At 52.7% G+C, this 24,569-nt stretch carries 20 protein-coding genes; 11 read left to right on the top strand and 9 right to left on the bottom strand.

Translation table 11 applies throughout. The features are described 5' to 3' along the window. Window positions 1–492: 492 nt before the first annotated feature. Together THS27_RS19510 and phaR are read right to left on the bottom strand one after the other, a co-directional pair. Window positions 493–888, bottom strand: a complete 396-nt coding sequence (locus THS27_RS19510) for a helix-turn-helix domain-containing protein (RefSeq protein ID WP_085593740.1) — start codon at window positions 886–888, stop codon at window positions 493–495. Between the two features lie 956 nt (window positions 889–1,844). After that, window positions 1,845–2,474, bottom strand: a complete 630-nt coding sequence (gene phaR / locus THS27_RS19525; protein WP_085593743.1) for a polyhydroxyalkanoate synthesis repressor PhaR — start codon at window positions 2,472–2,474, stop codon at window positions 1,845–1,847. A gap of 314 nt (window positions 2,475–2,788) precedes the next feature. Between phaR and THS27_RS27475 the strand changes: the two genes are divergently transcribed. Together THS27_RS27475 and THS27_RS19530 are read left to right on the top strand one after the other, a co-directional pair. Beyond that, the gene (locus THS27_RS27475) at window positions 2,789–3,868 is read left to right on the top strand and encodes a hypothetical protein (protein ID WP_246833037.1); all 1,080 of its coding nucleotides are present in this window, start codon (window positions 2,789–2,791) and stop codon (window positions 3,866–3,868) included. Further along, window positions 3,798–4,961, top strand: a complete 1,164-nt coding sequence (locus THS27_RS19530) for an alpha/beta fold hydrolase (protein WP_246833038.1) — start codon at window positions 3,798–3,800, stop codon at window positions 4,959–4,961. Before THS27_RS27475 ends, THS27_RS19530 begins: the two co-directional genes overlap by 71 nt. Before the next feature lie 107 nt (window positions 4,962–5,068). On the opposite strand, the gene THS27_RS19535 is transcribed toward THS27_RS19530, so the two are convergent. Next, window positions 5,069–6,103, bottom strand: a complete 1,035-nt coding sequence (locus THS27_RS19535) for a nucleoside recognition domain-containing protein (protein WP_246833039.1) — start codon at window positions 6,101–6,103, stop codon at window positions 5,069–5,071. Between the two features lie 165 nt (window positions 6,104–6,268). Between THS27_RS19535 and THS27_RS19540 the strand changes: the two genes are divergently transcribed. The 5 genes from THS27_RS19540 (at window position 6,269) to THS27_RS19560 (ending at window position 11,140) form a co-directional block, all read left to right on the top strand. Further along, entirely contained in the window at window positions 6,269–6,730 is a 462-nt protein-coding gene (locus THS27_RS19540) for an Lrp/AsnC family transcriptional regulator (protein ID WP_210402951.1), read from the top strand. A 186-nt stretch (window positions 6,731–6,916) separates the two neighbouring features. Beyond that, window positions 6,917–8,089 carry an acetyl-CoA C-acetyltransferase gene (locus THS27_RS19545; protein WP_085593746.1) on the top strand — a complete coding sequence of 391 codons (1,173 nt, stop codon included), beginning with the start codon at window positions 6,917–6,919 and terminating at the stop codon, window positions 8,087–8,089. Window positions 8,090–8,316: 227 nt separating this feature from the next. Then, complete coding sequence (gene phbB, locus THS27_RS19550; protein ID WP_085593747.1) at window positions 8,317–9,039, top strand: acetoacetyl-CoA reductase; 723 nt, start codon at window positions 8,317–8,319, stop codon at window positions 9,037–9,039. A 270-nt stretch (window positions 9,040–9,309) separates the two neighbouring features. Further along, on the top strand, window positions 9,310–10,473 hold the full coding sequence (locus THS27_RS19555; protein WP_085593774.1) for an AI-2E family transporter: 1,164 nt from the start codon (window positions 9,310–9,312) through the stop codon (window positions 10,471–10,473). 145 nt (window positions 10,474–10,618) lie between these two features. Next, window positions 10,619–11,140, top strand: a complete 522-nt coding sequence (locus THS27_RS19560) for a DUF2478 domain-containing protein (RefSeq protein WP_085593748.1) — start codon at window positions 10,619–10,621, stop codon at window positions 11,138–11,140. A gap of 25 nt (window positions 11,141–11,165) precedes the next feature. Here THS27_RS19560 and THS27_RS19565 read toward each other — a convergent pair whose 3' ends face one another. Both THS27_RS19565 and THS27_RS19570 read right to left on the bottom strand, forming a co-directional pair. Beyond that, window positions 11,166–11,906 carry a molybdenum cofactor guanylyltransferase gene (locus THS27_RS19565; protein ID WP_168184951.1) on the bottom strand — a complete coding sequence of 247 codons (741 nt, stop codon included), beginning with the start codon at window positions 11,904–11,906 and terminating at the stop codon, window positions 11,166–11,168. Window positions 11,907–12,058: 152 nt separating this feature from the next. Then, complete coding sequence (locus THS27_RS19570; RefSeq protein WP_085593750.1) at window positions 12,059–13,009, bottom strand: NAD-dependent epimerase/dehydratase family protein; 951 nt, start codon at window positions 13,007–13,009, stop codon at window positions 12,059–12,061. A gap of 257 nt (window positions 13,010–13,266) precedes the next feature. On the opposite strand from THS27_RS19570, the gene THS27_RS19575 reads away from it, so the two are divergent. The 4 genes from THS27_RS19575 (at window position 13,267) to THS27_RS19590 (ending at window position 18,976) form a co-directional block, all read left to right on the top strand. Next, the gene (locus tag THS27_RS19575) at window positions 13,267–16,527 is read left to right on the top strand and encodes a response regulator (protein ID WP_085593751.1); all 3,261 of its coding nucleotides are present in this window, start codon (window positions 13,267–13,269) and stop codon (window positions 16,525–16,527) included. A gap of 9 nt (window positions 16,528–16,536) precedes the next feature. Further along, complete coding sequence (locus THS27_RS19580) at window positions 16,537–17,442, top strand: diguanylate cyclase (RefSeq protein ID WP_085593752.1); 906 nt, start codon at window positions 16,537–16,539, stop codon at window positions 17,440–17,442. A 137-nt stretch (window positions 17,443–17,579) separates the two neighbouring features. Further along, the gene (locus THS27_RS19585) at window positions 17,580–17,954 is read left to right on the top strand and encodes a response regulator (protein WP_085593753.1); all 375 of its coding nucleotides are present in this window, start codon (window positions 17,580–17,582) and stop codon (window positions 17,952–17,954) included. A 14-nt stretch (window positions 17,955–17,968) separates the two neighbouring features. Further along, window positions 17,969–18,976: an endo alpha-1,4 polygalactosaminidase gene (locus THS27_RS19590; RefSeq protein WP_139835671.1), complete on the top strand. Its 1,008-nt coding sequence runs from the start codon at window positions 17,969–17,971 to the stop codon at window positions 18,974–18,976. A 148-nt stretch (window positions 18,977–19,124) separates the two neighbouring features. Here THS27_RS19590 and pelG read toward each other — a convergent pair whose 3' ends face one another. The 4 genes from pelG to THS27_RS19610 are packed head-to-tail and all read right to left on the bottom strand — an operon-like array spanning window position 19,125 to window position 24,554. Then, a complete protein-coding gene (pelG, locus tag THS27_RS19595) occupies window positions 19,125–20,501 on the bottom strand; it encodes an exopolysaccharide Pel transporter PelG (protein ID WP_085593754.1) in 1,377 nt (458 codons plus the stop codon). Next, window positions 20,501–22,024 (bottom strand): GT4 family glycosyltransferase PelF, encoded by a 1,524-nt coding sequence (pelF, locus tag THS27_RS19600; RefSeq protein ID WP_085593755.1) that lies wholly within the window; start codon window positions 22,022–22,024, stop codon window positions 20,501–20,503. Before pelF ends, pelG begins: the two co-directional genes overlap by 1 nt. Then, window positions 22,021–23,136: a lipopolysaccharide assembly protein LapB gene (locus tag THS27_RS19605; RefSeq protein ID WP_085593756.1), complete on the bottom strand. Its 1,116-nt coding sequence runs from the start codon at window positions 23,134–23,136 to the stop codon at window positions 22,021–22,023. Before THS27_RS19605 ends, pelF begins: the two co-directional genes overlap by 4 nt. Further along, a complete protein-coding gene (locus THS27_RS19610; RefSeq protein WP_085593757.1) occupies window positions 23,133–24,554 on the bottom strand; it encodes a hypothetical protein in 1,422 nt (473 codons plus the stop codon). Before THS27_RS19610 ends, THS27_RS19605 begins: the two co-directional genes overlap by 4 nt. Window positions 24,555–24,569 lie beyond the last annotated feature (15 nt).

The following is a 24,569-nucleotide window of genomic DNA, read 5'->3' on the forward strand; positions in this document are numbered from 1 at the left end:
TCCTGGGATCAAACTATTTTCACTATGTCGCGATCCCTGCGGCAGTTACAGCGAGTATTCAGCCGATACCGACTACATTTCGGTAAACCATGACTGGCAAGGGGGGATTACCCGCCAGAGGATTCACTTTATCTGCGGGGACCGGACATTCCTGCCGATTTTGTCTACAACCACGAGGTTGATATCTGATACACGTTCAGGAAGATTGCCAATATAACGGGATTTGTCACCAGAGCATCATGGTCATTATGCCGTGATGCTTTTTCTTTGCCAAATCTGTTCGGCCATTGTCGGGAAATCGTTTGGGTTAACGGCAATCGGGCTGTTTTTTTCATTGTTGCGTAAAGACGGTAGAAGGGCGCTGTAAGGGTGAGGAGAGGCCTTTGAGGTGTTGCCTTGTCTTGGGCTGCTGGCAAGGTTATCGGTTAACTGAGCATCAAAAAAGGCTGCCGTGGGGGCAGCCTTTTTTAAGGTAGCACTTTGACGAAAAGATCAGGCCGCCTGGTCGGCAAGGGCGCGGGCCATTTGGCTTAACGCTTCCTGATGTTTTTCATGTTTGATGCTGGCAAAGTTACGCGCCAGTTCAAGGCACATGCGCTGACGCGCATTAAGCTCGGTTTCCTGGTTGCCGTTCAGCCCTTCGTAGAAGTAGCTGACAGGAACACCAAGAACCTGGGAGATTTCATAAAGACGACCAGCAGAAATGCGGTTAATGCCGCGTTCGTATTTATGAGCCTGCTGGTAGGTAACACCAATCAGGTCTGCCATCTGCTGCTGGCTAAAGCCCAGCATGATACGGCGTTCGCGAATGCGCTGGCCGACATAGCGATCTGTGTCGGTTGCACGATTGGCACGTTTGGGTTCTTCGTTGGGGGAAATTGCATTCATTGCATTGTTATCCGTTATCAACCGCCAGTTATAAGGGTTCCCACCCCGGTCGTCGTTTGGCGTCGTAAATGCACCGTCCAGCCATATCTGTTGGTCGTGATTTATAGAGGGATAAGATGTGGCTGGCATCTGACTGGGAGTCAGATATCGTTCTCAACGAACCGAAGGAAGCTAGGTATATAGGTCAATTGGTCGGTCTTTGTCTAGTGCGCAGGGCGAAAAAAAGACAGAGGCTTCTGACCCATAGGGTGTGAAAAATGCTGCATAGCTGACATGCATCTTTTGAATGATCGCAGGTTGCACAGGGTTTTCGGCGGGTAGTAATTGCCCCAGAAGTTGTGCCAGAAAAGCCGTGCTGCCCCCCGGAAAATGGTAGTCTAACCAAGGGCCTCCGCCCTGATTTATCGCCAGATTTGCATGTGGCGGTGCAGCATATTCAACCCGTATCCCACGCGTACTGCTTGCGCCGGTATTGCTGGTTACCGGGGGGCGAATGGCAGTTGCTAGTGGGGCAAGAACGGTCATTTAGCCAGTATATCCTGCGGGTTCAGATCACAATTTTTTGAAGCCTTTGGGTTGGGTTGCTGCCTGTCGGCGGTATTGCAGACGGAGTCTTTCGCGATATTGCGGTGCGACGCGGGTAAAATTCTCCGGTTTGTCGGGTTTTCGAAGGCCTTTTTTAATCACACACGGTAAAATTTGCCGGTCGAATCGCCGCTTTGGGGCAATTCGGCCAACGATCAAAAATCGATGCAGGAATGATGCCGAAACCAATCGCCGTGGTTGTAAAATGACGACAATAAAAAAACGGGGCACAGTGGCCCCGTTGATCTGGATTGTCTGTTCGATGCTGGCCGATAACCCGGCAACATGCCGCGTGATCGTTATTTAGCCAAATGGATCAACGACACGAGGGTGCGGCAATTGCCACCGCGCGGCCAAAGCCGCAGGCAGGGTTATTTTTTGGTTTTGTTTTCAACCAGATTGTTAAGCTGCGCCTGCATGGCCTCTAGCTGGGATTTCAGATCGTCAAGCGAGGCATCCCTTGCGGCTGGGGCCGGTGTGGGCCGGGGGGTGTTGCTGGGCGCGGTGCCGTTATTCTGGGCGCGTTCCTGTTCCTTGGCCAGAAACGGTGAAAACATTTTCATCGTCTGTTCAAACAGGGCCATGTTTTGTTTGTTCATTTCTTCGAACTGGCCGAACGGAAACATGCCATGCATGGTGCCCTGCATATAATCGCGCATTTGTTCCTGATTATGGGCAAAAGACCGCATCGATTGTTCGAGGTAACTGGGAATAAGCCCCTGCAGGCTATCGCCATAAAAACCGATCAACTGACGCAGGAAGCTGATGGGCAGCAGGTTCTGGCCTTTGTTTTCTTCCTCGACAATAATCTGGGTCAGGACGGGGCGGGTAATGTCATCGCCGGTTTTGGCATCGTAAACGACAAAATCGGTGTTTTCCTTGACCATCTGTGAAAGGTGGTCAAGCGTGACATAGGAACTGGTTGCGGTGTTATACAGGCGCCGATTGGCGTATTTCTTGATAACGACGCGATCCGGATCATTGGTGTTTTTGCTGGTCATGGCGTTGTTCCCTGCTTCCCCGACGTGCGGTTTGTAAACCAACTTTTTGTCGTGTGGTTATGTGCGTGCGCACAAATATTCCTTGTGGCGCAGCATTATGGCCTGCTGCAATTGCTAATGCCAGCGACAAGAGTGCCGCTTAATTGCAAATGTGTCCAGCATTCAACGCCGCGTGCGGCGCGAAATAGTATGTGTTTTTACATTGTTGCCGCGCAATAAGGGATTTGGTTTTACCAAAATCGGGTTCAGCCTATAGTAAGGGTGGGTATGATGATGAATGCCAGCCGTACAAATTTGGGGGCACGGATACAACCATGACGGAACAGACAGGAAAAAATGCGAGTTCGTCCCGGCGTGGTAAAAAAGCTGCGCCCCAAAAGAAGGGTGGCAAGGCTGCCAGGGCGGCAAAAGCAACAAAAGCCCGAAAAGCCAAAGCCGAGGTTTCAAGCAACCCGTCAGTTGCCGGAGCAGCGCAAAACAGTCACCAGACGGAAACGGATGTTACGCCAGATAACACCGGATCAGATGGCGATGGTGCGAATGGTATTGGGGCCGATGGTCGCGGGCGGCAGTCAGATTCCGATGATGTTGCCGACCCGGATGTTCTTGCCATTCGGTTTTTAGAGCTTTGGCGGGCGCAGGTTGCCGCCACAGCCGGTGGCAGCGATGCGGCCAGTGCGATTGGGCGTTTATATGCCGGGTTGGGGGCCGATACATCCCGATTGGCCGACGGATTTGAAGCATGGGGGCGTCTGATTGGACAATTGGCCACCGGCCAGCCCCCGGTCCAAAATCCTTTTTCTGCCGGGGCGGCTAATGCCGCCGGGGGGATGAAAGGCACTGGGCCAAATACGGCACAGGGGGGCGGTATGGCCCCGCCCGGCGGATCATCCGGGGCAAATATTTGGCAGGCGGCACCGCCGGATATGGCGGGCCTAACAGCCCTGTTTGACCCGGTTACAGCGATGAGAAATTTTACAGCACCCTTTAATCCGGGCATGGCCAGGGCCCCCGGTAGCACGCCGGGGGCAAAGCCGCAGAACGAGACATTGCATCCACCTACCGGGCCGGATGGTGGCAGGGCACCAGATGATGCAACACAGTACAACACGACCGGAAAAACAGAAACTGCGACGTCACAGACAGTCGGGAAAACGGCAAATGTGACACAGGACGGGGAAGAAAATGGGCAAGGACAACCAAAACCGGCAACCGGACAATCCGCGTCGGGCCGGGCCACGGCCACTGGCGATGCATCTGGCAGTCGAGATGACGAGCTGGCTGAGCTCGCGCGCCGCCTTGCCGCTCTTTCGGAAACAATTAATGCCCTGGAAGCCGGACTTGATGATGGCAGCCGAGAGCCTGCGTCAGGAGATGGCCCACCACAGCAATGATGTGATGGGCCAGGCGATTGACCGCGCGGCCTTTGCCCAACATTCGGCCCTGCATGATGGTATTCGCCGCTACCAGGCCCACCCTTATCAACGCGGGGCGGATGATGTACCTGTGATTTGGCAGGAAGGGGCGACACGTATCCTTGATTACGGGACGATTACTGCACCAGACGGGGAGGGGACAAAGCAGGGTCAGGGGCAACCCCGCGCTGATAAAGGGGCTGTTTTGCTGGTGCCATCGCTGGTGAACCGGGGATATATTCTTGATTTGAATAAAAAACGCAGTTTTGCAAGGTTTTTAGCCCATCAGGGCTATCGTCCGCTGTTGCTGGATTGGGGATATCCGGGACCGGCAGAACGTGATTTTGGTCTGGATGATTTTATTGCCGGGCGGCTGGTGATGGCGTTGCAGGATATGGCCGAACAAACCGGTGGCCCTTTGCCTGTGGTCGGATATTGCATGGGCGGGGTTTTGGCGATGGCGGCGTGCCTTTTGGAACCAGCCCTGGTATCGCGGTTGATTTTGCTGGCAACCCCGTGGGATTTTATGGCGGCAGGCCCGACACAGGCACGTATTGCTGCGGCCTTTGCACCGACCTTGCCGCATATGTTGTCGGTTCATGATGAATTGCCGGTCGATGTGCTGCAAACCCTGTTTTCCAGTCTCGACCCGTTTATGATTGGTGAAAAATTTCGCCGGTTTGCTGCGATGGACCCGTCATCCAGTCGTGCCGAAGATTTTGTTGCACTGGAAGACTGGTTAAATGACGGGGTTCCCCTGACCCGGACAGTGGCAATTGATTGCCTGATTGGCTGGTATGTTGAAAACCGTCCGGCGTGCGGCCAGTGGGCAATTGACGGTGTTAAAATTGACCCGGCCGGCATTGCCTGCCCAACCCTGGTTGTGATCCCCGAAAATGACCGGATTGTTCCCCCCGAAAGTGCTCTTGCATTATTCGACGGGCTTGCCCCGTCCCTTCGCACGGCACATCGGCCATCAGCCGGGCATATTGGCATGATGGTCGGGTCACGGGCGCAAAGCTCTACCTGGCAGCCAGCCCTGGACTGGCTGGAAATGACAGGGCAGGGTTGAGCTGATTGGTTTAATTTAATCCGCCCCAAAAGAGGAGGCCGTGCAACATTAAAATCAGGCGGCCCCCGGGGCGGCTAAGGGCTGATCCGGCTTTTATCCGATGGTGGTTATTGCCCGCCTTGTGTTTGTGGTCTGGCCGGAGGTGCCGGGACTGTTTGCCAGCGCCGGGTCAGCCATGCCAGCAGCATCATAATGATCAGGGTCAGTATCACCCGGCCAGCCAGCACCACCCAGATGTCGGCACCAAGGGCAAGCATGATGACGGTATCCTCGATCAGGGAATGGGACAGGGACAGCCACGACAGCGACAGAAACAGGGTGCGCGGGGCGAAGTTTTTTGATTTGGCCTCGTCAATAATCAATGCCCCGCCATAGGTTAGGCCCAGCAAAATGCCAATAGTCGTAACCGGGGCCGCGTCGCGGGACAGGCCCGAAACCCGCAAAACAGGCAGTAGGGCTTTGGTAAAATGGTCGGTAATGCCGGTTTTTTGCAAGACATCAAGCAACACCAGCAAACCGGTAATAATGGCAAAGCTGGCGATCAGGGAATAAAGCGTGTTTTGCGCCCAGGTCAGCCAGCCAGCCCAACCGGTTTGCGCAACGGTGTGCGCGGCCTGCCCCGCCATCCATGACAAATCAACAGGTTCGGAAAGATACCCGGTGTGGCGGCTGATCCACGTGATGAAGGCAGCATAAAAAAGGGCTGTAAAAATGCGCAAGGCCGCAGTCGCCCAGAAACTTGCCCCGGCTTTTTTAACAATCGCCTGTTCGACCGGAATGCCGTGGGCAAACAGCATCATGGCGCACAGCGCACTAAGCTGGGCCGCTGTCATGTCAAGATGCAGCGCCAGTCCGGCAATCACCGCAACTGCCCCGTAAATATTGATTAACAGGCAACTGGCCCAGATCAGACCGGCTTCGGGGGGCATTCCGATCAGCGACATGACCGGCGTTAAAACCGTTGATGCCATATCGACCACACCAATCTGGTCGGCAATGCGCACGAGCAGCATGATGGGCAACATCACCTTGGCCAGGGTGATGAAAAGACGACGACTGCGCACAAATAGCGAAACCAGATAGGGCTGCATAAACCGACCTTGCCAGTTAATGTGATTTTTAAATGTCGATTGGATGCCCATTCGGGATGCCTAAACGACACTGAATGATTGTTTCGGTTGCCACTTTACCGGGAAACGGCAATGCTGGTCGGCGTTTTTGGGCGAATGCGCGCGCTATTAAAGCGTATTTACGTAATGTTGCGCTGATTAATTGTGTATCTGTCATCGTGATGGTGAAAGTGAGGGGTGGTGGAGCTGGACCAGATCGATACCCGTATTTTGCGGCAATTGCAGATGGATGCCGATATTGCCACCAATCGACTGGCCGATATGGTGGGGCTATCGCCATCGGCCTGTTTGCGCCGGGTAACAAAGCTGCGTCGCGAGGGTGTTATTGCGCGCACGGTCGCGGTGCTGGACCCTGCCCTTGTCGGGCGGCCGTTAACGGCGGTGATTACGCTGGAATTTGCCTTGCACGGTACGCGCCACCGGCAGGATTTTATTGACAAGGTGCGCAAGCTCTCGGCGGTGCGACAGTGTTTTATGGTAACCGGTGAGGTGTCTTGTGTGCTGACATTGCATATGCGCGATATGGACGAATACCTGGCCCTGACCGACGAGTTGTTTAATTCTGATCCGAATGTCGAATGGTTTCGGACCTATATTTCTGTTCAAACGGTAAAGGACGATCCAGGTGTGGCGCTTTGAGCATTTGGTGCTTACGTCATTGAGGCTGCCTGTGTTGAAAAACAGTGCAAAAGCGTTGCAACCTGTACGAAAGAGTCATCGATCAATGCTTGGCTTTTCGTTGCAGCGCGATAAGATCAAATCTGGTTCGGTCGATTGAGCGAACGGGCCGGGAGTAAACGCAAAACAAAAGTTTCGGAGGGTTTCATGACCGAGGTCGTAATTGTTGGTGCCGCACGGACACCAATCGGTGCGTTTAATGGCACGCTGTCTGGCACACCGGCCCATGCGCTGGGAACCATCGCGATCAAGGCGGCCCTGGAGCGCGCCGGTGTTGAAGCCGATGCGGTGGACGAAGTTATTTTAGGTCAGGTTCTGACCGCAGGCGAAGGCCAGAACCCGGCCCGTCAGGCAGCGCTGGGTGCCGGTGTTTCCGAGGGTGCGACGGCATTTCTGATCAACCAGGTTTGCGGGTCGGGCCTGCGCACGGTGGCACTGGCCGCCCAGCAGATTATGGCCGGGGATGCGACCATCGTTGTTGCTGGCGGGCAGGAAAACATGAGCCTGTCGGGCCATGTGGCACATTTGCGTGATGGCCATAAAATGGGCGATGTGAAATTTATCGACACCATGATCAAGGATGGCCTGTGGTGCGCCTTTAACGGTTATCACATGGGGAATACCGCTGAAAATATTGCGACGAAATGGGATATCAGCCGCGAAGAACAGGACGCCTTTGCTGTGGCATCCCAAAACAAGGCCGAAGCCGCACAGAAATCGGGCCGGTTTAATGACGAAATTGCCCCGGTTGCCATTCAGCATCGCAAGGGCGAGACCATTTTTGATACCGACGAATACCCGCGTCATGGCGCATCGGTTGAAGGCATGGCGAAATTGCGCCCTGCTTTTTCCAAAGACGGCACCGTAACGGCAGGTAATGCATCGGGCATTAATGATGGGGCAGCGGCCCTTGTTCTGATGTCGGCTGAAGAAGCCAGCCGCCGCGGTTTAACCCCGCTTGCCAAAATCAAAAGCTGGGCTACTGCCGGTGTTGATCCGTCGATCATGGGAAGCGGGCCAATTCCGGCATCGCGCAAGGCACTGGAAAAGGCAGGCTGGAGCGTGGATGACCTTGACCTGATCGAAGCCAACGAAGCCTTTGCCGCCCAGGCCATTGCGGTTAATCGCGATATGGGCTGGGATACGGAAAAGGTGAATGTCAATGGTGGTGCCATTGCCATGGGCCATCCGATTGGTGCATCGGGCGCACGCGTTTTTGTGACCTTGCTGCATGAAATGCAAAAACGCGATGCCAAAAAAGGCCTGGCAACCTTGTGCATTGGCGGCGGCATGGGCATTGCCCTGTGCGTTGAACGCTAGTCTTTGATCGGCCCTGATATCGCCAGGCGGTGTGTTTCTGGCGATGTCGGGTGCTGTGCCACAGGGCGCTTTGGTTTAATATTATTCAACTTCTGATATGGATCATGGCGCCCGGATGGCTTTGCGTTTACCCTGTCGTCATCCTTGGTCTGGCGTGAAGGGCAAGTGAAGATGCGGTTCTGGCTAATCAGGGCTGTTGTTAAAAACTGTTTCTAGGGAGGTCTGCAATGACCCAAATTGCACTGGTTACCGGTGGTACGCGCGGTATTGGCAAAGCAATTAGCCTGGCCTTGAAAAATGCGGGTTTTAAAGTCGCTGCGAACTATGCCGGAAATGACGAAGCCGCCCGGAAATTTAGCGAAGAAACCGGAATTGCCACCTTTAAATGGAGTGTGGCCGACCCCGATGCCTGTGCCCAGGGCATTAAACAGGTTGAGTCTGAACTGGGACCGGTTGATGTGCTGGTTAACAATGCCGGTATTACCCGGGATGGTTTTATGCACAAAATGTCCGTTGCAGGCTGGCAGGACGTCATTGAAACCAACCTTGGTTCGCTGTTTTACATGACCCAGCCGGTGCTGGAAGGTATGCGGTCCCGCGGATATGGCCGCGTGATCAATATTTCGTCGATCAATGGTCAGGCAGGCCAGATGGGCCAAACCAACTATTCGGCGGCAAAGGCCGGGGTGCATGGCTTTACCAAGGCGCTGGCACAGGAGGTGGCGCGCAAGGGCGTTACGGTAAATACGATTGCGCCAGGTTATATTAATACCGACATGGTTGCGGCCGTTCCTGAAAAGGTTCTGGAAAGCATTATTGCCAAAATTCCTGTCGGACGTTTGGGTGAGGCCGATGAAATTGCCCAGGCTGTGCTGTATTTGTCCGGTCCCAATTCGGGCTTTATCACCGGGTCGTGCCTGTCCATCAATGGTGGGCAGCATATGGGGTGATCAGCCCGTAAAATTCTGGCCGTGATTATGGTTTTTCAACACCCCGGTTTGCGCCGGGGTGTTGTTGTTTGGTTCTGCTTTTTTAACGGTGACCAATTGTGTTTGGCGCCCGGAAGGATGTGTTTTGTTTCGCGCAAAATATGACTGGCGTTAAATTTGCCTGATTTGGGCGATAGCCTGCATCAGATGTGCAATCAGGGCGGAACAAGTACATGTCAGCTTTTGTTCTGTGTGCAGATAAAAACCAGAACAAATCTTGGGCGGGCGATAATGAACAAGAAAACGATTTCGCAGGCGGATGACGAGCCTTCGCCCAAACAGGCAACCAGTGCGACTAACCCCAACCTGCCAACCACGACCCTTAGTGCGCATCGCATGGTGATTATTTCGATTATCGGCATTTTTTTGATGTCGGTTTGCGGCGTTCTGTATTTTGCCCAAAGCCTGTTATTGCCCGTGGTTTTGGCGTTTTTGTTCGCCTTGATATTGTCGCCGGTGGTGCGCTGGTTGTATCGCCGGGGGATCCCCGAACCGATTACGGCCTTTGTTCTGGTATTTTCAATGGTGGCCAGTATCGCAGCAGGTGGTTACTGGTTAAGCGACCCGATTGCCCACTGGATTGAAGATGCCCCGCGCATTGAACAGGAAATGCAATTGAAGCTGGCCGAAATGGCGGGCACGATCGAAAATATCCAGGAAGCCCAGCGCAAGGTTGAAAAAGCCACCGAACGCGACGCCAAGGCCGGTGTGCAGGAAGTGGTGGTGCGCGAACCCAATTTGCTAAGCCAGGCAGCACAAGGCGCGCCGGAAATTTTTGGCGGGATCGCCCTTGCCGTTGTTCTTTTGTTGCTGATGCTGGCATCGGGCGACATGTTTTATGAAAAGCTGATCAAATCCTTGCCAACCTTCAAGGATAAACGGCGGGGGTTGCGCATTGCCAAAGACATTGAACGCGAAATATCGCGCTATTTGCTGACGGTTTTTGTCATCAATGTATGTTTGGGTATTTGTGTTGCCATTGGTCTTTCCCTAACCCCGATGCCGAACCCGGTATTATGGGGGCTGGCTGCGGCACTGCTTAATTTTGTGCCTTATCTTGGTGCGTTGGTTGGTATTGCCATTGTCGCGATTGTGGCGCTGGTATCATTGCCGACACTGGGGGCTGCCATGGTGCCGCCAGCTATTTATCTGGCCTGCACCGCGATTGAGGGGCAGTTAATTACGCCGTCGCTGGTGGGGCGTCGTTTGCAAATAAATTCGGTGGCGGTGTTTCTGGCGATTGCCTTTTGGGGGTGGCTATGGGGTGCTGTCGGTATTTTTATTGCCGTGCCGATGTTAATTATCGTCAAGGTGTTTTCCCATCATATTGACGGGCTAGGGTGGCTTAGCGAATTTTTAGGGGCGCGTGACAAACATCTGCCTGCCGACGATTAAGGGGATAATTATATAAAACAAATGTGATGTTATTTGTTGTTATGCTGCTTGTCGGGGCTGGACACAGGATAAGCGGGTATGCAAATTTGTTTCGTATCATACAGGCCCATGCCGCTTTAGTGCCGGGCGCAATATCGGAACAAAAATGAAGTTTGCTTTTATCCCGGTGCAGGAACGCGGGCAGGTTGACCGTTTGCTGGAGGAACTTGCCGTCCGTTTGATGGCCGAGGGCGCGAAGCTGGCCGGTGTTGTCCAGATTAATGCCGAACGTGAAGGCGCGCGCCATTGCGATATGCTGGTGCAGGTTTTGCCCCAAGGGCCGCAGTTTGATATTTCGCAGAAACTTGGCAATGGATCCCGGGGCTGTCGGCTGGATGTCAGTGCGCTTGAACAGGCGGTTGCCAGTGTGCAGGCATTTCTTGATCAAAACCCCGACATTGATTTGCTGATCATTAATAAATTTGGCAAACACGAGGCCTTTGGCCGTGGTTTTCGTGACCTGATCGCCGAGATATTGTCGCGCGATGTGCCGGTATTGCTTGGCGTTAACCCAATGAACCGCCCGGCATTCGACGAGTTCGCCGGGGGAACTGCCGTTGAACTGGATGCAAACGAAGCTGCCATCTATCAATGGTGCCGCGATAACAGTCTTTTGCCGGCCCAATAAACCGCTATTTCCCTAAATATTCGGGTTAACTCTGGCGGGTTTCAAAATGTGTGATGTCTTCCTGTGTATTGATATTGGCAAATAACAGGTCGGCATGTGCTTCATCGGGTGGGGCAAAATCAACCTTGCAGGCATTGGCGTGTTGCAGTGCCATGCGCACACGGCGCTGGTCGTGGTCAAGCAGCGATGCAATAACCGGTGCCATTGCCCGGTGCCAAAGCGAGGCAAGAAAATGCTCGCGCCCGGCATAACAGGCGTAGGCTGCTAAAACACCGGAATTTTCGCACGCACTATTGCCTTTAACGTTCATGGTGTTATTGCGAAACACATTGGCCGTGCCGGCACTGCCAGGGCCCTCGTGCTCCATTGATGAGGTTGCGGTTGCCTGATAAAGCCTGCTTACCAGGTTGGCGGGCAAAAACGGGCAGTCAACGGCAAAAACAGCCAGCCAGTCGCTGTCATTTTCCAGATGATTAAGCCCGGCCAAAATTCCTGCCATCGGCCCCATACCCGGTGCAGGTACATCGTTAATGACCATGCAACGATAGGCCGCATAATTTGCCGGGTTTTCGTTGCTGGCAATCAGGATGCTTCGACATTCCCGCCGGGCATTGGCAAGGGCATGTTCGATCAGGTGTTGGCCCCGCAATTTGCGAAAAGGTTTGTCCCCGCCCATGCGCGTTCCGGCCCCGCCCGCCAAAACAAGCCCGGTTACAGGCGGCAGGGAAGGCTTCTTTTCTGCAAAACTGGAAGTTGGTTGTGCCATTAACAAACAGCCTTGTTCGGGGGAATTGTGTGTGGAACCAAATGAGGCGCCGACTTTGCCAAACCCTGCCAGATCCGCAATCATGTCATTTGCCCTGCGCCAGAATGTATGGCGGCGGGGCAGATGCCGCAAATGTCATGGGGCAACCGGCGTTAACTGTTGGCAAGGCGCTGGTTTTGTTCCCAGTCAAGCAGGGCACGAAGCCCGTCTTGTAATGAAACATCGGCGACATGGCCGATATCGGCGTTCAGGCGGGTTGGATCCCCTTTGGATCGCATAATGTCGCCCTGTCGGGCATCGCGAAAAACCGGATCGCCGGTTCTTCCGGCCAGTTGGGTAATTTCGCGGGCCAGGTCAAGAATTGAAACTTCTTTTCCACGGCAAACATTGGCGCGAAGGAAACAGCCTTGTTGGGTGTTGTGCAGGGTGTTCATGGCCTGATGCAACGAAGCCGCAACGTCAGAGACAAAGACAAAATCGCGCGTTTGTTCCCCGGTGCCAAAAATTTGTAATTGCCGATCGGTCAGTACATGATTGACGAAAATTGAAATCACACCGCTATAGGGCGAAGACGGGTCCTGCCGGGGGCCATAAACATTAAAAAATCGCATTCCGGCAAACCGCATGTCATAGGCGGTGGCTGCCAGCCCGGCATGGATTTCGTTTGCCAGTTTGTCGGCGCCGTAAAATGAAATCGGTTGGGGAATTTCAGTTTCAGAAACCGGAATGGTGGTGTTGTTGCCATAAATTGCCGCCGAAGATGCAAAAACAACCGGGATTTTCCCGGCATTGCGGGCGGCTTCAAAGACATTAACGGCGCCAAGCGAATTTACGCCATGCGTTTCGCCCCAGCATTCAATGCTTTTTTGTACCGAGGCCACAGCGGCAAGGTGGAAAACACCGTCGCATCCCTCAATTGCATCCCTGACCGCATCGGAATCACAGATATCGCCGATGATTAATTCGGCTTCGCCAGCCAGATTATGGCGATGCCCCGTCGATAGATTGTCCAGTACACGCACATAGTCACCATTGGCAAGTAATCTGTCTGCCAGGTGGGATCCGATAAATCCTGCGCCGCCGGTAATAAGATATTTCGCCATTTTTGGTACTCGTTGTGAAATATAAATATATTTTAGGTAAGGCCACGGCTTATATTTTTATGGAAGTTCAGCATTTCAAGGCGGTTTTTCAGACAAAGCGTTGGAACTTTGTCCGGGTTCACTTTACTTTCCCATATGGGCCTGGACCGAACAGGCAAGCCTGCATTTAAATTTTAAACCATAGGGTTTGTTGCGTGACGGTGAACAATACTGCACCAGAATCAGTTGACGGTAGCATCGCAAAAGCAACCTTGGCAATGAACAAGCGGCTGGTGATGGGGGGCTTGCTGGTTCTGGTTGCCTCTATCCTGGTCGGGTTTAATTTTTATGTACGGGTTATTCTGGATGCCCGTGCTGTGGAATCGGCCTTTTCCGACCTTAACGCCATGCTAAAAAGCTATTCGGACCAGTTTGAACAACGCACCCGGTTATCGGGAACGGTTCTGATTGGCCTGGCTGATAAACTGAGCAACGAGCAGTTTTCGCCGCGTGAAGGTTATATTTTGCTGCGACAGGCAGCCGAAAGCCTGGAACTGATCCGTGTTTTGGGTGTTGCCGACAAGGATGGCAATATTATTTTGTCATCCCGTAGCATTAAGCCCCCCAAGGTCAATGTCAGGGATAATGCCAGCATTGCCTATTTCATGAATGGTGGCACGGACCCGTGGTATTTTGACGGTCCTTATCAAAGCCGGATTGACGGTACCTGGCAGGTTTTGGTGTCGGCACCGGTGCACGATGCCAACGGGACGGTTAACGGCGTTATTGGCGCGGTGATTGACCCCGAAACCATATTGGAACCCTTGCAGCGGGTGATGTTGCCTGACGATTCCCTGGTTTTGATGAATGACCGCAGCGAACTGATTGGCACCATTCCATTTGATGGCAGAGCCGTTGGTAACAAGGCGCGATTTGCCGGGCCGGGTGCCAAAAGTTCTGCCTCGGGTGCGACAGCCTATGAACTGCGTACAGATGAGCGTGGCAACCAGTTGCTGGTGTCGGCCCGTTCTGTGTTGGGGGGCAAGGTTCGAGTTGTTCTGACACGGCCATTGGCACAGGCAATGAAGGGCTGGCGGCTTTTTGAACTGGCATCCCTTATTGCATCGATTGGGCTGTTTGTGCTGGTCGTTATAGGCTGTGGTGTTTTTGCCTATTACGATGTGTTGCAACAGCGCAATTTTGATCAGCTTTCATTGCTGAACAAAAAAATTCGCGAAGAAGCAGACAAGGTTGAGGAACTGGCCCAGGTTAAAACCAATTTCCTTGCCAATATGAGCCACGAAATCAGAACGCCGATGAACGCGATTATCGGCCTTTTGCATTTGCTGGGTTACACCAGTCTGACCGCCGATCAGCGCGAATATGTGCGCAAAATTTCGGATTCCGGCAAGTTTTTGCTGGGGATCATTGACGATATTCTGACCTATTCAAAAATCGAGGCAGGCAAGGTCAAGCTTGAACAGACGATTTTCTCGGTGCAGGAAATCATGAATTCGTTATCGACCATCATGTCTGTCAATTCGGCTGGCAAGGATATCGAGGTGCTTATTGCAGTTGGCGAAAGTGTGCCACGCCATATTATTGGCGACCCTTTCCGATTGCAGCAAATCCTGATCAACCTTTCAGGGAATGCGATCAAGTTTACCAACCGTGGTGAAGTGCTGATTTCGGTTGAATTGCTGCGCAAGGACCGCGACCGGATCGAACTGGAATTTGAAGTTCGGGATTCAGGCATTGGCATGGATGAAGAACAGGTTGCCAACCTTTTTACCCCGTTCCAGCAGGCCGACACATCCACCAGCCGTAAATATGGTGGTACGGGACTTGGGCTTTCGATTTGTTATCGTCTGACAGAATTGATGGATGGTGAAATTTCGGTGCAAAGCAAACGCGGCGAGGGCAGTACCTTCCGCTTTGTCTTGCCGTTCCAGTTACCCAAAAAGCAGGATATCGCGCTTAACGAAACCCAGGAAAAATTGCGGGTTCTGGTGGTGGATGACAATTCGCTGGCCCGCGAGGTTCTGGCGAAAACCACGCAGAATCTTGGGTGGGATACGCAGGTTGTGCGGTCTGGCGAGGAAGCCATTGCCGTGATGGAGGAAAAACAACACGAAGGCCGGTATTTTGACCTGGTGTTGATGGACTGGAAAATGCCCGGTCTGGATGGTGTTAATGCCAGCGAGGAAATTCGCGCCCGCCTGCCTGAAAGTGCCATGCCGATTATTGTGATGGTGACCGCCGGTGAAAAAGACAAACTTCTGCGTCATTCCTCGATCAGCAGTGTTGACGGCATTATTTTGAAACCGGTGACGGAATCAGCCCTGTTTAATGCCGTGGTGACCGCCAAGACACGCGCCCGGCGCAAAGGCCACCCCCACGTTCAGTTTGATGTTGTTGAGGAAAACACACGCCAGGAGGGGGGCACAAACGCCCTGCAAGGGTTGAACCTTTTGGTGGTGGACGACAATTTCATCAATCAGGAAGTCGCCAAGCATATTCTGGAAATAGAGGGTGCAACGGTAACCCTGGCGGGCGACGGCAAGGAAGCCGTCGATGTTTTGCGCGATCATGGTGATGATTATGATCTGGTGTTGATGGACTTGCAGATGCCCAATATGGACGGGCTGGAAGCAACCCGCGAAATTCGTCAGACACTGGGTAATTATCGGGTGCCAATTGTGGCCCTGACGGCGGGTGTTTTTGAATCTGATCGGGAAAAATGTTTTGCCGCAGGGATGAACGGATTTATCAGCAAACCGTTCAAGGCCGAAAACATGATTCGCCGTATTCGGGATTTGGCCGAATATCATCAGGATGCACAAAAGGATGTAAATGCCCTATCCGATGCCAGGAAAGCCGTGGATGACAACACCGAAACGGCCATTCCCGGGCCAGAAACGGCACCTGTTTTAGATAGCCCGGTTCCTGAAATTGACACGGGCGCAGGCAAACAATCTGTTATTGATCGCGATCAGGCTATTGAAATGCTGGGCGGGAATGAAAACCTGTTTCATGCATTGGCACGGCAATTTGTGAACCTGTATGCCAATGTCGCAGACGATTTTATCGCCAGCTATCAGGCCGGGGATTTTGCGGCCCTGAATTTGAAAGCCCATAGTCTTAAAGGGGCGGCAGGGGCTGTTGGTGCCAATCAGCTGGCAGCAGCTAGCGGCACCCTTGAAGCGTTGGCCGAACAGCAAAACCGGGATGAAATTGCCAAGCTGTTTCCCGGGTTTTTAAATGAATTGCAATTGGCATTGGTTCAATTGGGGGCAAAGCCGGAAGAAAAGCCGGGACCCATGCAAACGGAGCCTGAGGCAGATAAACTAAATGATGCGTTTCAAAAACTGAAACAGGCGGTTGAAAGTAATAATTTGATGGCATTACGTTTGGTGGAAAGCCACAAAGACGATTTGCTGCAAATTTTTACCCCCGAGATATATGATAAAATCCGTCTTCATATCGAAGAACTGGACTTTGATGAGGCGGCCGCCCTGATGCGTGATGCGGCCCGATAGAGTTTGAACATGAACAACCCTGAAAGCGGCCGGATCCTGATTGTTGATGATGATCCGATCATTATTCGTATTCTGGCGTCGGCCCTGAATTATTATGATGTGCTGATGTTTGCCAAAACCGGCACCGAAGCCCTTAAAATGATTGAGCAACATGAATTTGATGTTGTTTTGCTGGATGCGACCCTGCCCGATCAGGATGGCTTTGAAGTGTGCCGCAAATTGCAGGGAAAACATATGGCATCGGAACCCCGGGTTATTTTTATTACCGGGCGTACCGATGTGGATGATGAAACCCGCGCCCTGAACGCGGGGGCGGTGGATTTTATAAAAAAACCGGTGCGTGTTGAAATTGTGCAGGCACGGGTGCGAACACATTTGTCGTTGAAACTGGCGACAGACAGGTTGCGTCGCCAGTCGCAAGTGGATGGTTTGACAGGTGTTGCCAACCGGCTGGAATTTGAAACGGCCCTTAAACGCGAATGGCAAACGGCCCGGCGCCTGCAAAGTCCGGTCTCGCTGGTGTTTTTTGACATCGATTTTTTCAAAAAACTAAACGATTCCCAAGGCCATCGCATGGGGGACCAGCATTTGAAAACCGTTGCCAAATTGCTGGCAACGGCGGCAAAGCGTGGCAATGATTTGATTGCGCGGTATGGCGGCGAAGAATTTGTGTTGTTGTTACCCGGTGCGCCCCTGACCTGGGCCAGTTCGGTGGCCGAAAACCTGCTGGCCGAACTAAAAGATATGAAATTGCCGCATGGTGAAAGTCCTTACGGGGTTGTCACCATGAGCGCCGGGGTTGCCACCAAAATTCCTGTTGATGAACATTACGAGCTGTTGGTCGAACATGCCGATCAGGCGCTGTATCAGGCAAAAAATGCGCGCCGGAATATGGTTGCAAAATATCAGGATTAGATATTTCTGCCTCGAACCGCACAAAGCATGTTGGTTTTTTCACCTGAAACGACCATCTTTAAAGTCGTGAAAAGATTTTGCAATGCAATGTTCTGTTCCCCGGGGACCAGGGCAGGCATTGTGTGGATGGTTGGTGGATGAGCGACAATATCAAAATTCTGGTGCTGGAAGATGAACCCATAACCCGGACTTTGTTGCAGGCAATTTTGCGCAAGGCTGGGTATCAGGTGACCATCACGTCAAGTTATGACGAAGCCCTTGCCACGTGGCAACGCGGGGCATTTAACCTGATCATTGCCGACTTCTTTTTGGAAGGAACGCAGACCGGGGCGGATTTTATTCGTGAAATTCGCGCAAGCGGCAGAACCATCCCGGCAATCGCCCTGAGCATTGCCGATCAAAGCCAGAACCTTGACGATATCAACAAGGCCGGGTTTGATTTTTATTTACCCAAACCAATTGATGTGCGCGTTCTTTCGGATGCAGTTGCAAGGCTGCTGGCGGATGCGTGACGGATATACAATGTGTGGCGAAGGTGGTTGTTGGCATGGTTGCAAAGCGCACCGGTAAGCATTTCCTGATACGGCATATGGGGCGATACCCCCGGCCAGCCCGTGCTTTGCGCCAGGCGATAACCATGCTGTTTTTACTGGCTGGTGCAATGATTGTTGCGCAAAGCACTGTTGTTGGTGCCAGCCCTGTTCATGCGCAATCCGTTTTCCAGGGGGCCAATGTGGCCGTTAAAAACCAAGGATTACATCCCGCGGACACTGCACAGGGCGTGTTATGGCCGGTTGCAGCGTCGACACCGGCGGCGACAAAGCCGGTAGCCGTGCCCGATGCCCGGTTTTTTTTGCAATTGCAGGGGGATGTTACGGTGCCCGCCGGAACGCGGGTGGTGGACGCAGACCTGTTTGATGTGGATGCAGCACAGGTTGCCCAATGGCGCAAGGATGGCATTTATCCGATTTGTTATATGAGCGCCGGTTCGTTCGAGGATTGGCGCGCCGATGCGGCGTTGTATCCCAAATCGGTGCTGGGCAAGGATTATGAAGGATGGCCGGGCGAAAAATGGCTTGATATACGCCAGATTGCCAAACTGGCCCCGATTATCACGGAACGGCTGGATTTATGCCGGGAAAAGGGTTTCAGGGGTGTTGACCCCGATAATATCGACGGTTATCTGACCGATACGGGGTTTAATATTTCCCGTGACGATGCGTTGCGTTTTGTCCGCTGGATGGCCAATGAAGCACATAAGCGGGGTTTGACAATCGGCCAGAAAAACGCCCCCGACATGGTAAAGGACCTGGCGGGGCTGCTGGATTTTGCCATAACCGAAAGCCCGGTTACGTATGACCACGGGCATTATTTCACACCCTATGTTGCGCAACACAAACCGGTTTTTGCCATCGAATATTTAACCGGGGCCAGCAAAATTGACAGGTTTTGCCAGGAAGTACGCAAATTCGGTTTTCAGGGGATTAACGCCAATCCTGAACTTGATGGCAAAAACCATTATTGCAGCAAATAAGAGCAAACGGCATTGATCTGAACCGATCGCCGTGGTGCTTGCCCGGCTTTTCCTGGCATCAGTCTTATAGATAAATGCTGTTTGGGCCTATATCGGAATGTCATTGCCGGGCAATGACATCTTGCACCCATATCCGATCCATAAGCCGTTAAACCGATGGGTTGTTGGTTATGAACGCGCCGTAAGCCAGGCGTTTAAGATTATAGACCAGGCACGACATCGCCAGAATAAAGGTCAGGGCTGCAGCCAGAAAATACCCCATGCCATGAAGCGGGAAGTAGTCGGCGGCAAACCAGGTGAAGGTGAAATTGGCGATCAGGAAAATGGTATTCAGGATCATGACCGGTTTGCGAAAATCAAAATAGGATAAAAACACCATCGCAAACATTGCCAGCACATGCAGACACGCACCCAGTGCGCCAAAGCGAAATACGCCAATTTCCTTGAACGGGATGTTCATGGTTTCAAGGATAAAGGCGGCCGATAACACAATTAGAATGGCAAGAAGGCCGGTCAGAACCACAAGGTTACGCAGGCTGAGCAAAGTGAAATTGATGATATCGCGCTGATAGCTTTCGATTGTCATGTAGGTGACGTGTTTTTGGAACGATTTATAGAACCGGTTGTATTTTTCGAAAAAGGCGGTTTCGATATTGACGAAAAACACCGCAAAAATCGGAATGGTGAACAGATAGGACAGAAACATCGCTGAATCGTAATAGGGGGCGGTGCGCAGGATTCCTGCCACAACATCAATATTGCTGTCGCGCACCCACATGACCCATTTATCAACCCAGATCGCCATATTGTAACTAAGGCCGCTGATGCCCAGTACCCAATAGGTGCCGCCGCGCTGAAACAAAATAAACGGTTCGTGTGGCAAGGCAGGGTATTCGACAAAAATCCAGGCCAGCAAGCCAAACAGGATAAAGGCCAGCCCGGCATTAAAGCCCCACATCAGCCCGGTGGCACCATAGCTGGTCAGCAGGATGCCGCAGGAAACAAAGGCGATAAACATCCCGATAAAAAAGACACCGGAAACATAGGTGTAGTTTTTTAACGCACTGACAAAAACCACCACTGTCCAGATCAGTCCGATCAGATATCCACCGGCAATGGCGGCAGCGCGCTGGCTGGCGGTCAGATCGGCGGCGTAGCCATAGAGGTAAACCATTGGCAGGGTTACCACTACGATATAGGCCATCATCATGGAAAAGAGCAGCGAGGGTGCCCGGTCCAGCCGGTCTTCGTGGATCTGGTCAGCCAGTAGCCGGGTGCCGACCATGACAATAGGCCCGCAAAAAACCAGCGAGAACGAAAAGTTATAGGTGATGATGGTACGAAAGATCAGCAGATCGTCCCATGTCACCAGATAACGGGTCAGAAATGTAATGCCAACCAGTGCCAGAATGGTAAACAACCACGGCCCGGATGAGAGCAATGCGGAATAGGAATAAGCCTGTACAATGCCCCACAGGTCACCCCGGCCGGTCATTTTGCGCAGGGTAAAGCCAATACCAGCCATTAAGTGTTCCCTTTGCTGCTAATCAGGGGGCCGTTATAGCCATTCCCGGCGTCGCGCCCGGTTCGATAAATTTCGCCATAAAGGGCCAGAACGTTTTTCTTGTTGTACTGGTTTTTCACCCGCTGTTTGATGGTTTCACCAAATTTGTCGCGGGTGGCAGGTGATGTGATAATTTGTGCCAGCGCCTTTGCCATTTCGCTGGGATTTGCGACCGGCACGACAATGCCGCCCTGGCCCAGGCCGGGAATTTCGTCGGATCGGCCATAAAGCATTTCACGGCATGCCCCCACATCGGTGGCAACGGTGGGAATACCGGCTGCCCCGCCTTCCAGAATAACCAGCGGCTGGGCTTCGCTAACACTGCTTAGAACCATGACATCGATTTTACCCAGATAATCGGCAATGTTCACCCGACCGCCAAATGTGACCACATCCTTGATTTTAAGGTGTTCAACCATTTCCAGGCATTCGTCAAAATAGGTTTGGTCTTCGTCGGTCGGGCCTAAAATCAGGGCTTCGAAATGGCGGGTTTCACGGGTCAGCATGTGAATGGCCCGGATAAAGGATTTAATATCCTTGATCGGCACCACACGGCCAATCAGGCCAATGACAGGTTTTTCCTGTTTTTCGCGGGGAACGGCGGCATATTTTTCGTAATCAATGCCATTGGGAATTACGCGCACGCGCTCGGGCGCGGCACCATCGTGCAATTGCAAAACCTGGTTGCCTTCATACAGCGTGATGATTTCATCACACGCGCCATAACATGCCCCTGAAAGGGCGGAAAAACCCTTTAGCCAAAGCGAGCGAATGTCTTTTTCCAGGCTTTTGATATCGTAATCGGGGATAGGGTTTTGATATAGCCAGTCGGCCATGGCAATTTCGATCCGGCGTTCATTGGTGTAAATGCCATGTTCGGTTAACACCACCGGGCGCTGATATTCGATTTTGGCGCGTGCCGCCAGCAACCCGGCATAGCCGGTAGATACCGCATGATAACAGCGCGCTTTGGGCAGTGAAAACCGCGTGGTTGCCAAAATACCGCCAACGAGAATGCGCCAGCTCCAGAAAAAGTCCAGAAACGAGGTCGACGAGAAATTTTCGCTATAAAAGGTTTTCAGGAATTCCCAGCCAAAATGGCTGTTTAATAAAATGTCCTTGCCGATATCAAGGCTGTTAACGCCATTGGTAAAAGTTGAAAAATCCTCGATCCGGCCATGGTTTAAAAATTGCAGCAGGGCATTCGTTGTCTGGCGTAGTTTTTTGCCCTGCCAGACAAATTTGCGACCTTCGGGCAATTCATGCAAATACAGGTGCCGAATGCCGATAACATTTTTGGGCACATCATATTTATGGGGCAGTTCCCCGGTGTTTTGCGCCAGAATTGCCACAACTTCAAAGGTGATGTCGGGCATGGCACATACAATGTCATGTACCCAGCTTGAAACCCCCCCGGCCACATAGGGATATGTCCCTTCAAGCAGCAGGCAAATGTCGGCTTGCTGCGCGGCGGTTTTTTTCATTCCGGCGCCCCTTTTTGCCACAGGGCCATGCTATCAAGCCGGAACGGGCTGACCACCGGATTTTTACCTGCGCCTGTTTCGGGAAAATGGCGGGCTATCAGTTCGCGCACCCGATCGTAATCCTTGGCGTTATAGGTGGCCTCGATCAGCCAGCTGGCGATGGCCTGTTTGTTGGTTGAACGTTCAAGGGCAATTTCAAACAAACGGGCCGCGCCCAGATAATCGCGTTGCCGATTAAGGATACGGCCAATGCGGTAGGGCGGGGTGGCGTCATCGGGCCGATCTTTCAGGCATTGTTCATAGGTTTCCAGTGCCATTTTCCGGTTTTCAATTTCACGTTCACGGTCAAGAAGGCCGGTAAAGGCATAATCGTCGTAAAGGGTAGCCAAAGACATTTTGGCATCGAAGTCATTCGGGTGTTGGCGGATGGTTTCCTGAATTTTTAAAACATTTGCCAAAAACCGGTTTTCAATCCTTGCCTTGGCCGATGCCGCCAGCACCCGTACGGTCGGGTCGGCATCGTTCATCGCCATGATAATGACATTGGCAAAATCGGGCCGGAAATAGCGTGATACCAGGGTAACAATCGCCAGTTTTTCTTCGGTTTCGGCTTCCTGCATCAGGTCGGTATAAACGGTAACGCTGTGTTCGGGGCCGATGGCCCGGCTGCCGGAAATGATTTGGCCATAAAGTTCTTCGGCGGTGGTGGCGTGATCGGCGGGGAACAAGGCCATGTACCAGTCACGAAACCGCCATTTGTCGCTGCGGGTGAAAAACGAAACCGTCACCAAAAGCAGGCTGCCCGCAGCCCCGAGAAACCCGCATAACAAATAACCAAAACCAAGAATGTAATATTCGCGCACAAAAAAGCCGCGAGACCCCTGCCAGTAGCACAGTGTAATTAACACGGCGGAAGACACCAGATGCAAACCGGCCAGCAGGGGCCAGGCAAAGGCGTTGGTGGCAAAGGCAAATGCCACCAGCCCCGATAACACCAGTGCCAGAATCGTGATAAGTAAAATCCAGATATAGGAGGACAGCGGACGCGCCACATACACATTATCGCCCCTGGGTGGGGCTGACGGTGTTGATGCGGGCGAATGCTTGCTCATGGTGCGGGTTGTTCCCGGTGTTGCGCAGGTGCAGGTTTATTCACCAGTGTTTTTGTGACCAGCGTTAGCTGGCAAATGGTTTCATCGCTGCTGCCATGCAAAAGTGTGCTTAACTTGCCACGAACAATATCGATCCCTTCCTGCTCTGTGCCAAGCAGCAAAATCGAAATGATGGTGCCGTTATCGCGGCCATCGCGCTGAAAAACCAGGTCGGTATTGCGTAATTCGCGGGAAAATCCGCGGGCGATCTGATCGGTCAGGCGCAGGGCTTCGTCGCTGGCAATGTTGTTTTCGGTATTTCGAACGTCCAGTTGCCACAGGGAAAGGCCGTTTCGGCGGCACACCTGAATTAACCATTCCGACAATGACGGCCAAAGCTGGCTTGAGACAACAGCGCGCCGGGCACCATCATTGCTGATCCACACCGAATTTTCATAGGTTTCGGCCTTGGCAAAGGCACTGCTCAGCCATTGACGCACCAGATTGGCATTGATCAGAAGCGAACTGTTAAGTTTATCAAAATCGATTTCCTCGATCCGGATGACAGCCAGCACTTCGCCTGTTGCACTATTTTGCACCGGAATGGCGATAATGGCGTCGTTCCCTAAAATGGCGGCATCGTCGACCCGGTTCACCATCAGGATACGCCGTTTGGTGAGCAGGGAAGAATAAAGCAGGCTGTCGCCGTGAATTTGCCGGGAAAATTCGGTGGGGGTATCCCACCCATGTGACACCAGGGCGTCAAGATTGTTGCGGCTGGGCACAAAAACCGAAAATTTGTTGGGGGCCAGAATTTCGTCTACCAGGCTTTCGATACCGGTAATCACATCGCCAATTTCAAGCTGTTCAACATTCTGGGCAGCCCGAAACACGGTTAAAACCGTTTGGGCCTGGGTGGCAATTTGCCGTTCGAGAAAATGTACCCGTTCCATGGTCGAGGCATAGGCATTGGACAGGGTTTCCTCGCGCAGTTCGGTTTGGGCCAGATCGGCGCGCAATTCGGCGTTTTGCACCAGTTGGCGGCGGCGTAATTCCCCCAAAAACAACCCGGTCAGCATCCAGACGATGGGGCGCCAGCCGATATAAAGCAGGTAATCGTAATAGTCCTGATCGACATTTTGCGCCGGAAAATGCCCGCTTAGCAAGGTAATGCTGGCGGCAATGGCCGCAATCAGCCCGGCGCTGGTGCCATATTGCACAGATAGCAAAATGACCACTGCCCAAAGCGGGTGGGGGGCAATCATCCAGAACCGGTTGCCCGTCCCCATCGTAAAATCGGCCAGCAAAAACAGGCCGATGAAAACGGCCAGTTCAATGATGGCAGACAAACGCAGATCCGACCCGGCACTGCTTGCGCTTTGCCGGGCTGTTTCCACTTCGATGCGTTCATTGTCGTCAATTATGCCGGGACGGGTCATTTTCAAGCATTACCG

The sequence above is a fragment of the Thalassospira sp. MCCC 1A01428 genome, from assembly GCF_002115825.1.
Taxonomy (GTDB): Bacteria; Pseudomonadota; Alphaproteobacteria; order Rhodospirillales; family Thalassospiraceae; genus Thalassospira.

Excerpts from the sequence above, each read along its gene's own strand:
- THS27_RS19530 (WP_246833038.1), top strand. The coding sequence starts at position 3,798 with ATGCCCTGGAAGCCGGACTTGATGATGGCAGCCGAGAGCCTGCGTCAG.
- THS27_RS19555 (WP_085593774.1), top strand. The coding sequence starts at position 9,310 with ATGAACAAGAAAACGATTTCGCAGGCGGATGACGAGCCTTCGCCCAAA.
- THS27_RS19510 (WP_085593740.1), bottom strand. The coding sequence starts at position 888 with ATGAATGCAATTTCCCCCAACGAAGAACCCAAACGTGCCAATCGTGCA.
- phbB (WP_085593747.1), top strand. The coding sequence starts at position 8,317 with ATGACCCAAATTGCACTGGTTACCGGTGGTACGCGCGGTATTGGCAAA.
- pelF (WP_085593755.1), bottom strand. The coding sequence starts at position 22,024 with ATGAAAAAAACCGCCGCGCAGCAAGCCGACATTTGCCTGCTGCTTGAA.
- THS27_RS19610 (WP_085593757.1), bottom strand. The coding sequence starts at position 24,554 with ATGACCCGTCCCGGCATAATTGACGACAATGAACGCATCGAAGTGGAA.
- pelG (WP_085593754.1), bottom strand. The coding sequence starts at position 20,501 with ATGGCTGGTATTGGCTTTACCCTGCGCAAAATGACCGGCCGGGGTGAC.
- THS27_RS19560 (WP_085593748.1), top strand. The coding sequence starts at position 10,619 with ATGAAGTTTGCTTTTATCCCGGTGCAGGAACGCGGGCAGGTTGACCGT.
- THS27_RS19580 (WP_085593752.1), top strand. The coding sequence starts at position 16,537 with ATGAACAACCCTGAAAGCGGCCGGATCCTGATTGTTGATGATGATCCG.
- THS27_RS19605 (WP_085593756.1), bottom strand. The coding sequence starts at position 23,136 with ATGAGCAAGCATTCGCCCGCATCAACACCGTCAGCCCCACCCAGGGGC.
- THS27_RS19545 (WP_085593746.1), top strand. The coding sequence starts at position 6,917 with ATGACCGAGGTCGTAATTGTTGGTGCCGCACGGACACCAATCGGTGCG.
- THS27_RS19535 (WP_246833039.1), bottom strand. The coding sequence starts at position 6,103 with ATGGGCATCCAATCGACATTTAAAAATCACATTAACTGGCAAGGTCGG.
- THS27_RS19585 (WP_085593753.1), top strand. The coding sequence starts at position 17,580 with ATGAGCGACAATATCAAAATTCTGGTGCTGGAAGATGAACCCATAACC.
- THS27_RS27475 (WP_246833037.1), top strand. The coding sequence starts at position 2,789 with ATGACGGAACAGACAGGAAAAAATGCGAGTTCGTCCCGGCGTGGTAAA.
- THS27_RS19565 (WP_168184951.1), bottom strand. The coding sequence starts at position 11,906 with ATGGCACAACCAACTTCCAGTTTTGCAGAAAAGAAGCCTTCCCTGCCG.
- THS27_RS19575 (WP_085593751.1), top strand. The coding sequence starts at position 13,267 with ATGAACAAGCGGCTGGTGATGGGGGGCTTGCTGGTTCTGGTTGCCTCT.
- phaR (WP_085593743.1), bottom strand. The coding sequence starts at position 2,474 with ATGACCAGCAAAAACACCAATGATCCGGATCGCGTCGTTATCAAGAAA.
- THS27_RS19570 (WP_085593750.1), bottom strand. The coding sequence starts at position 13,009 with ATGGCGAAATATCTTATTACCGGCGGCGCAGGATTTATCGGATCCCAC.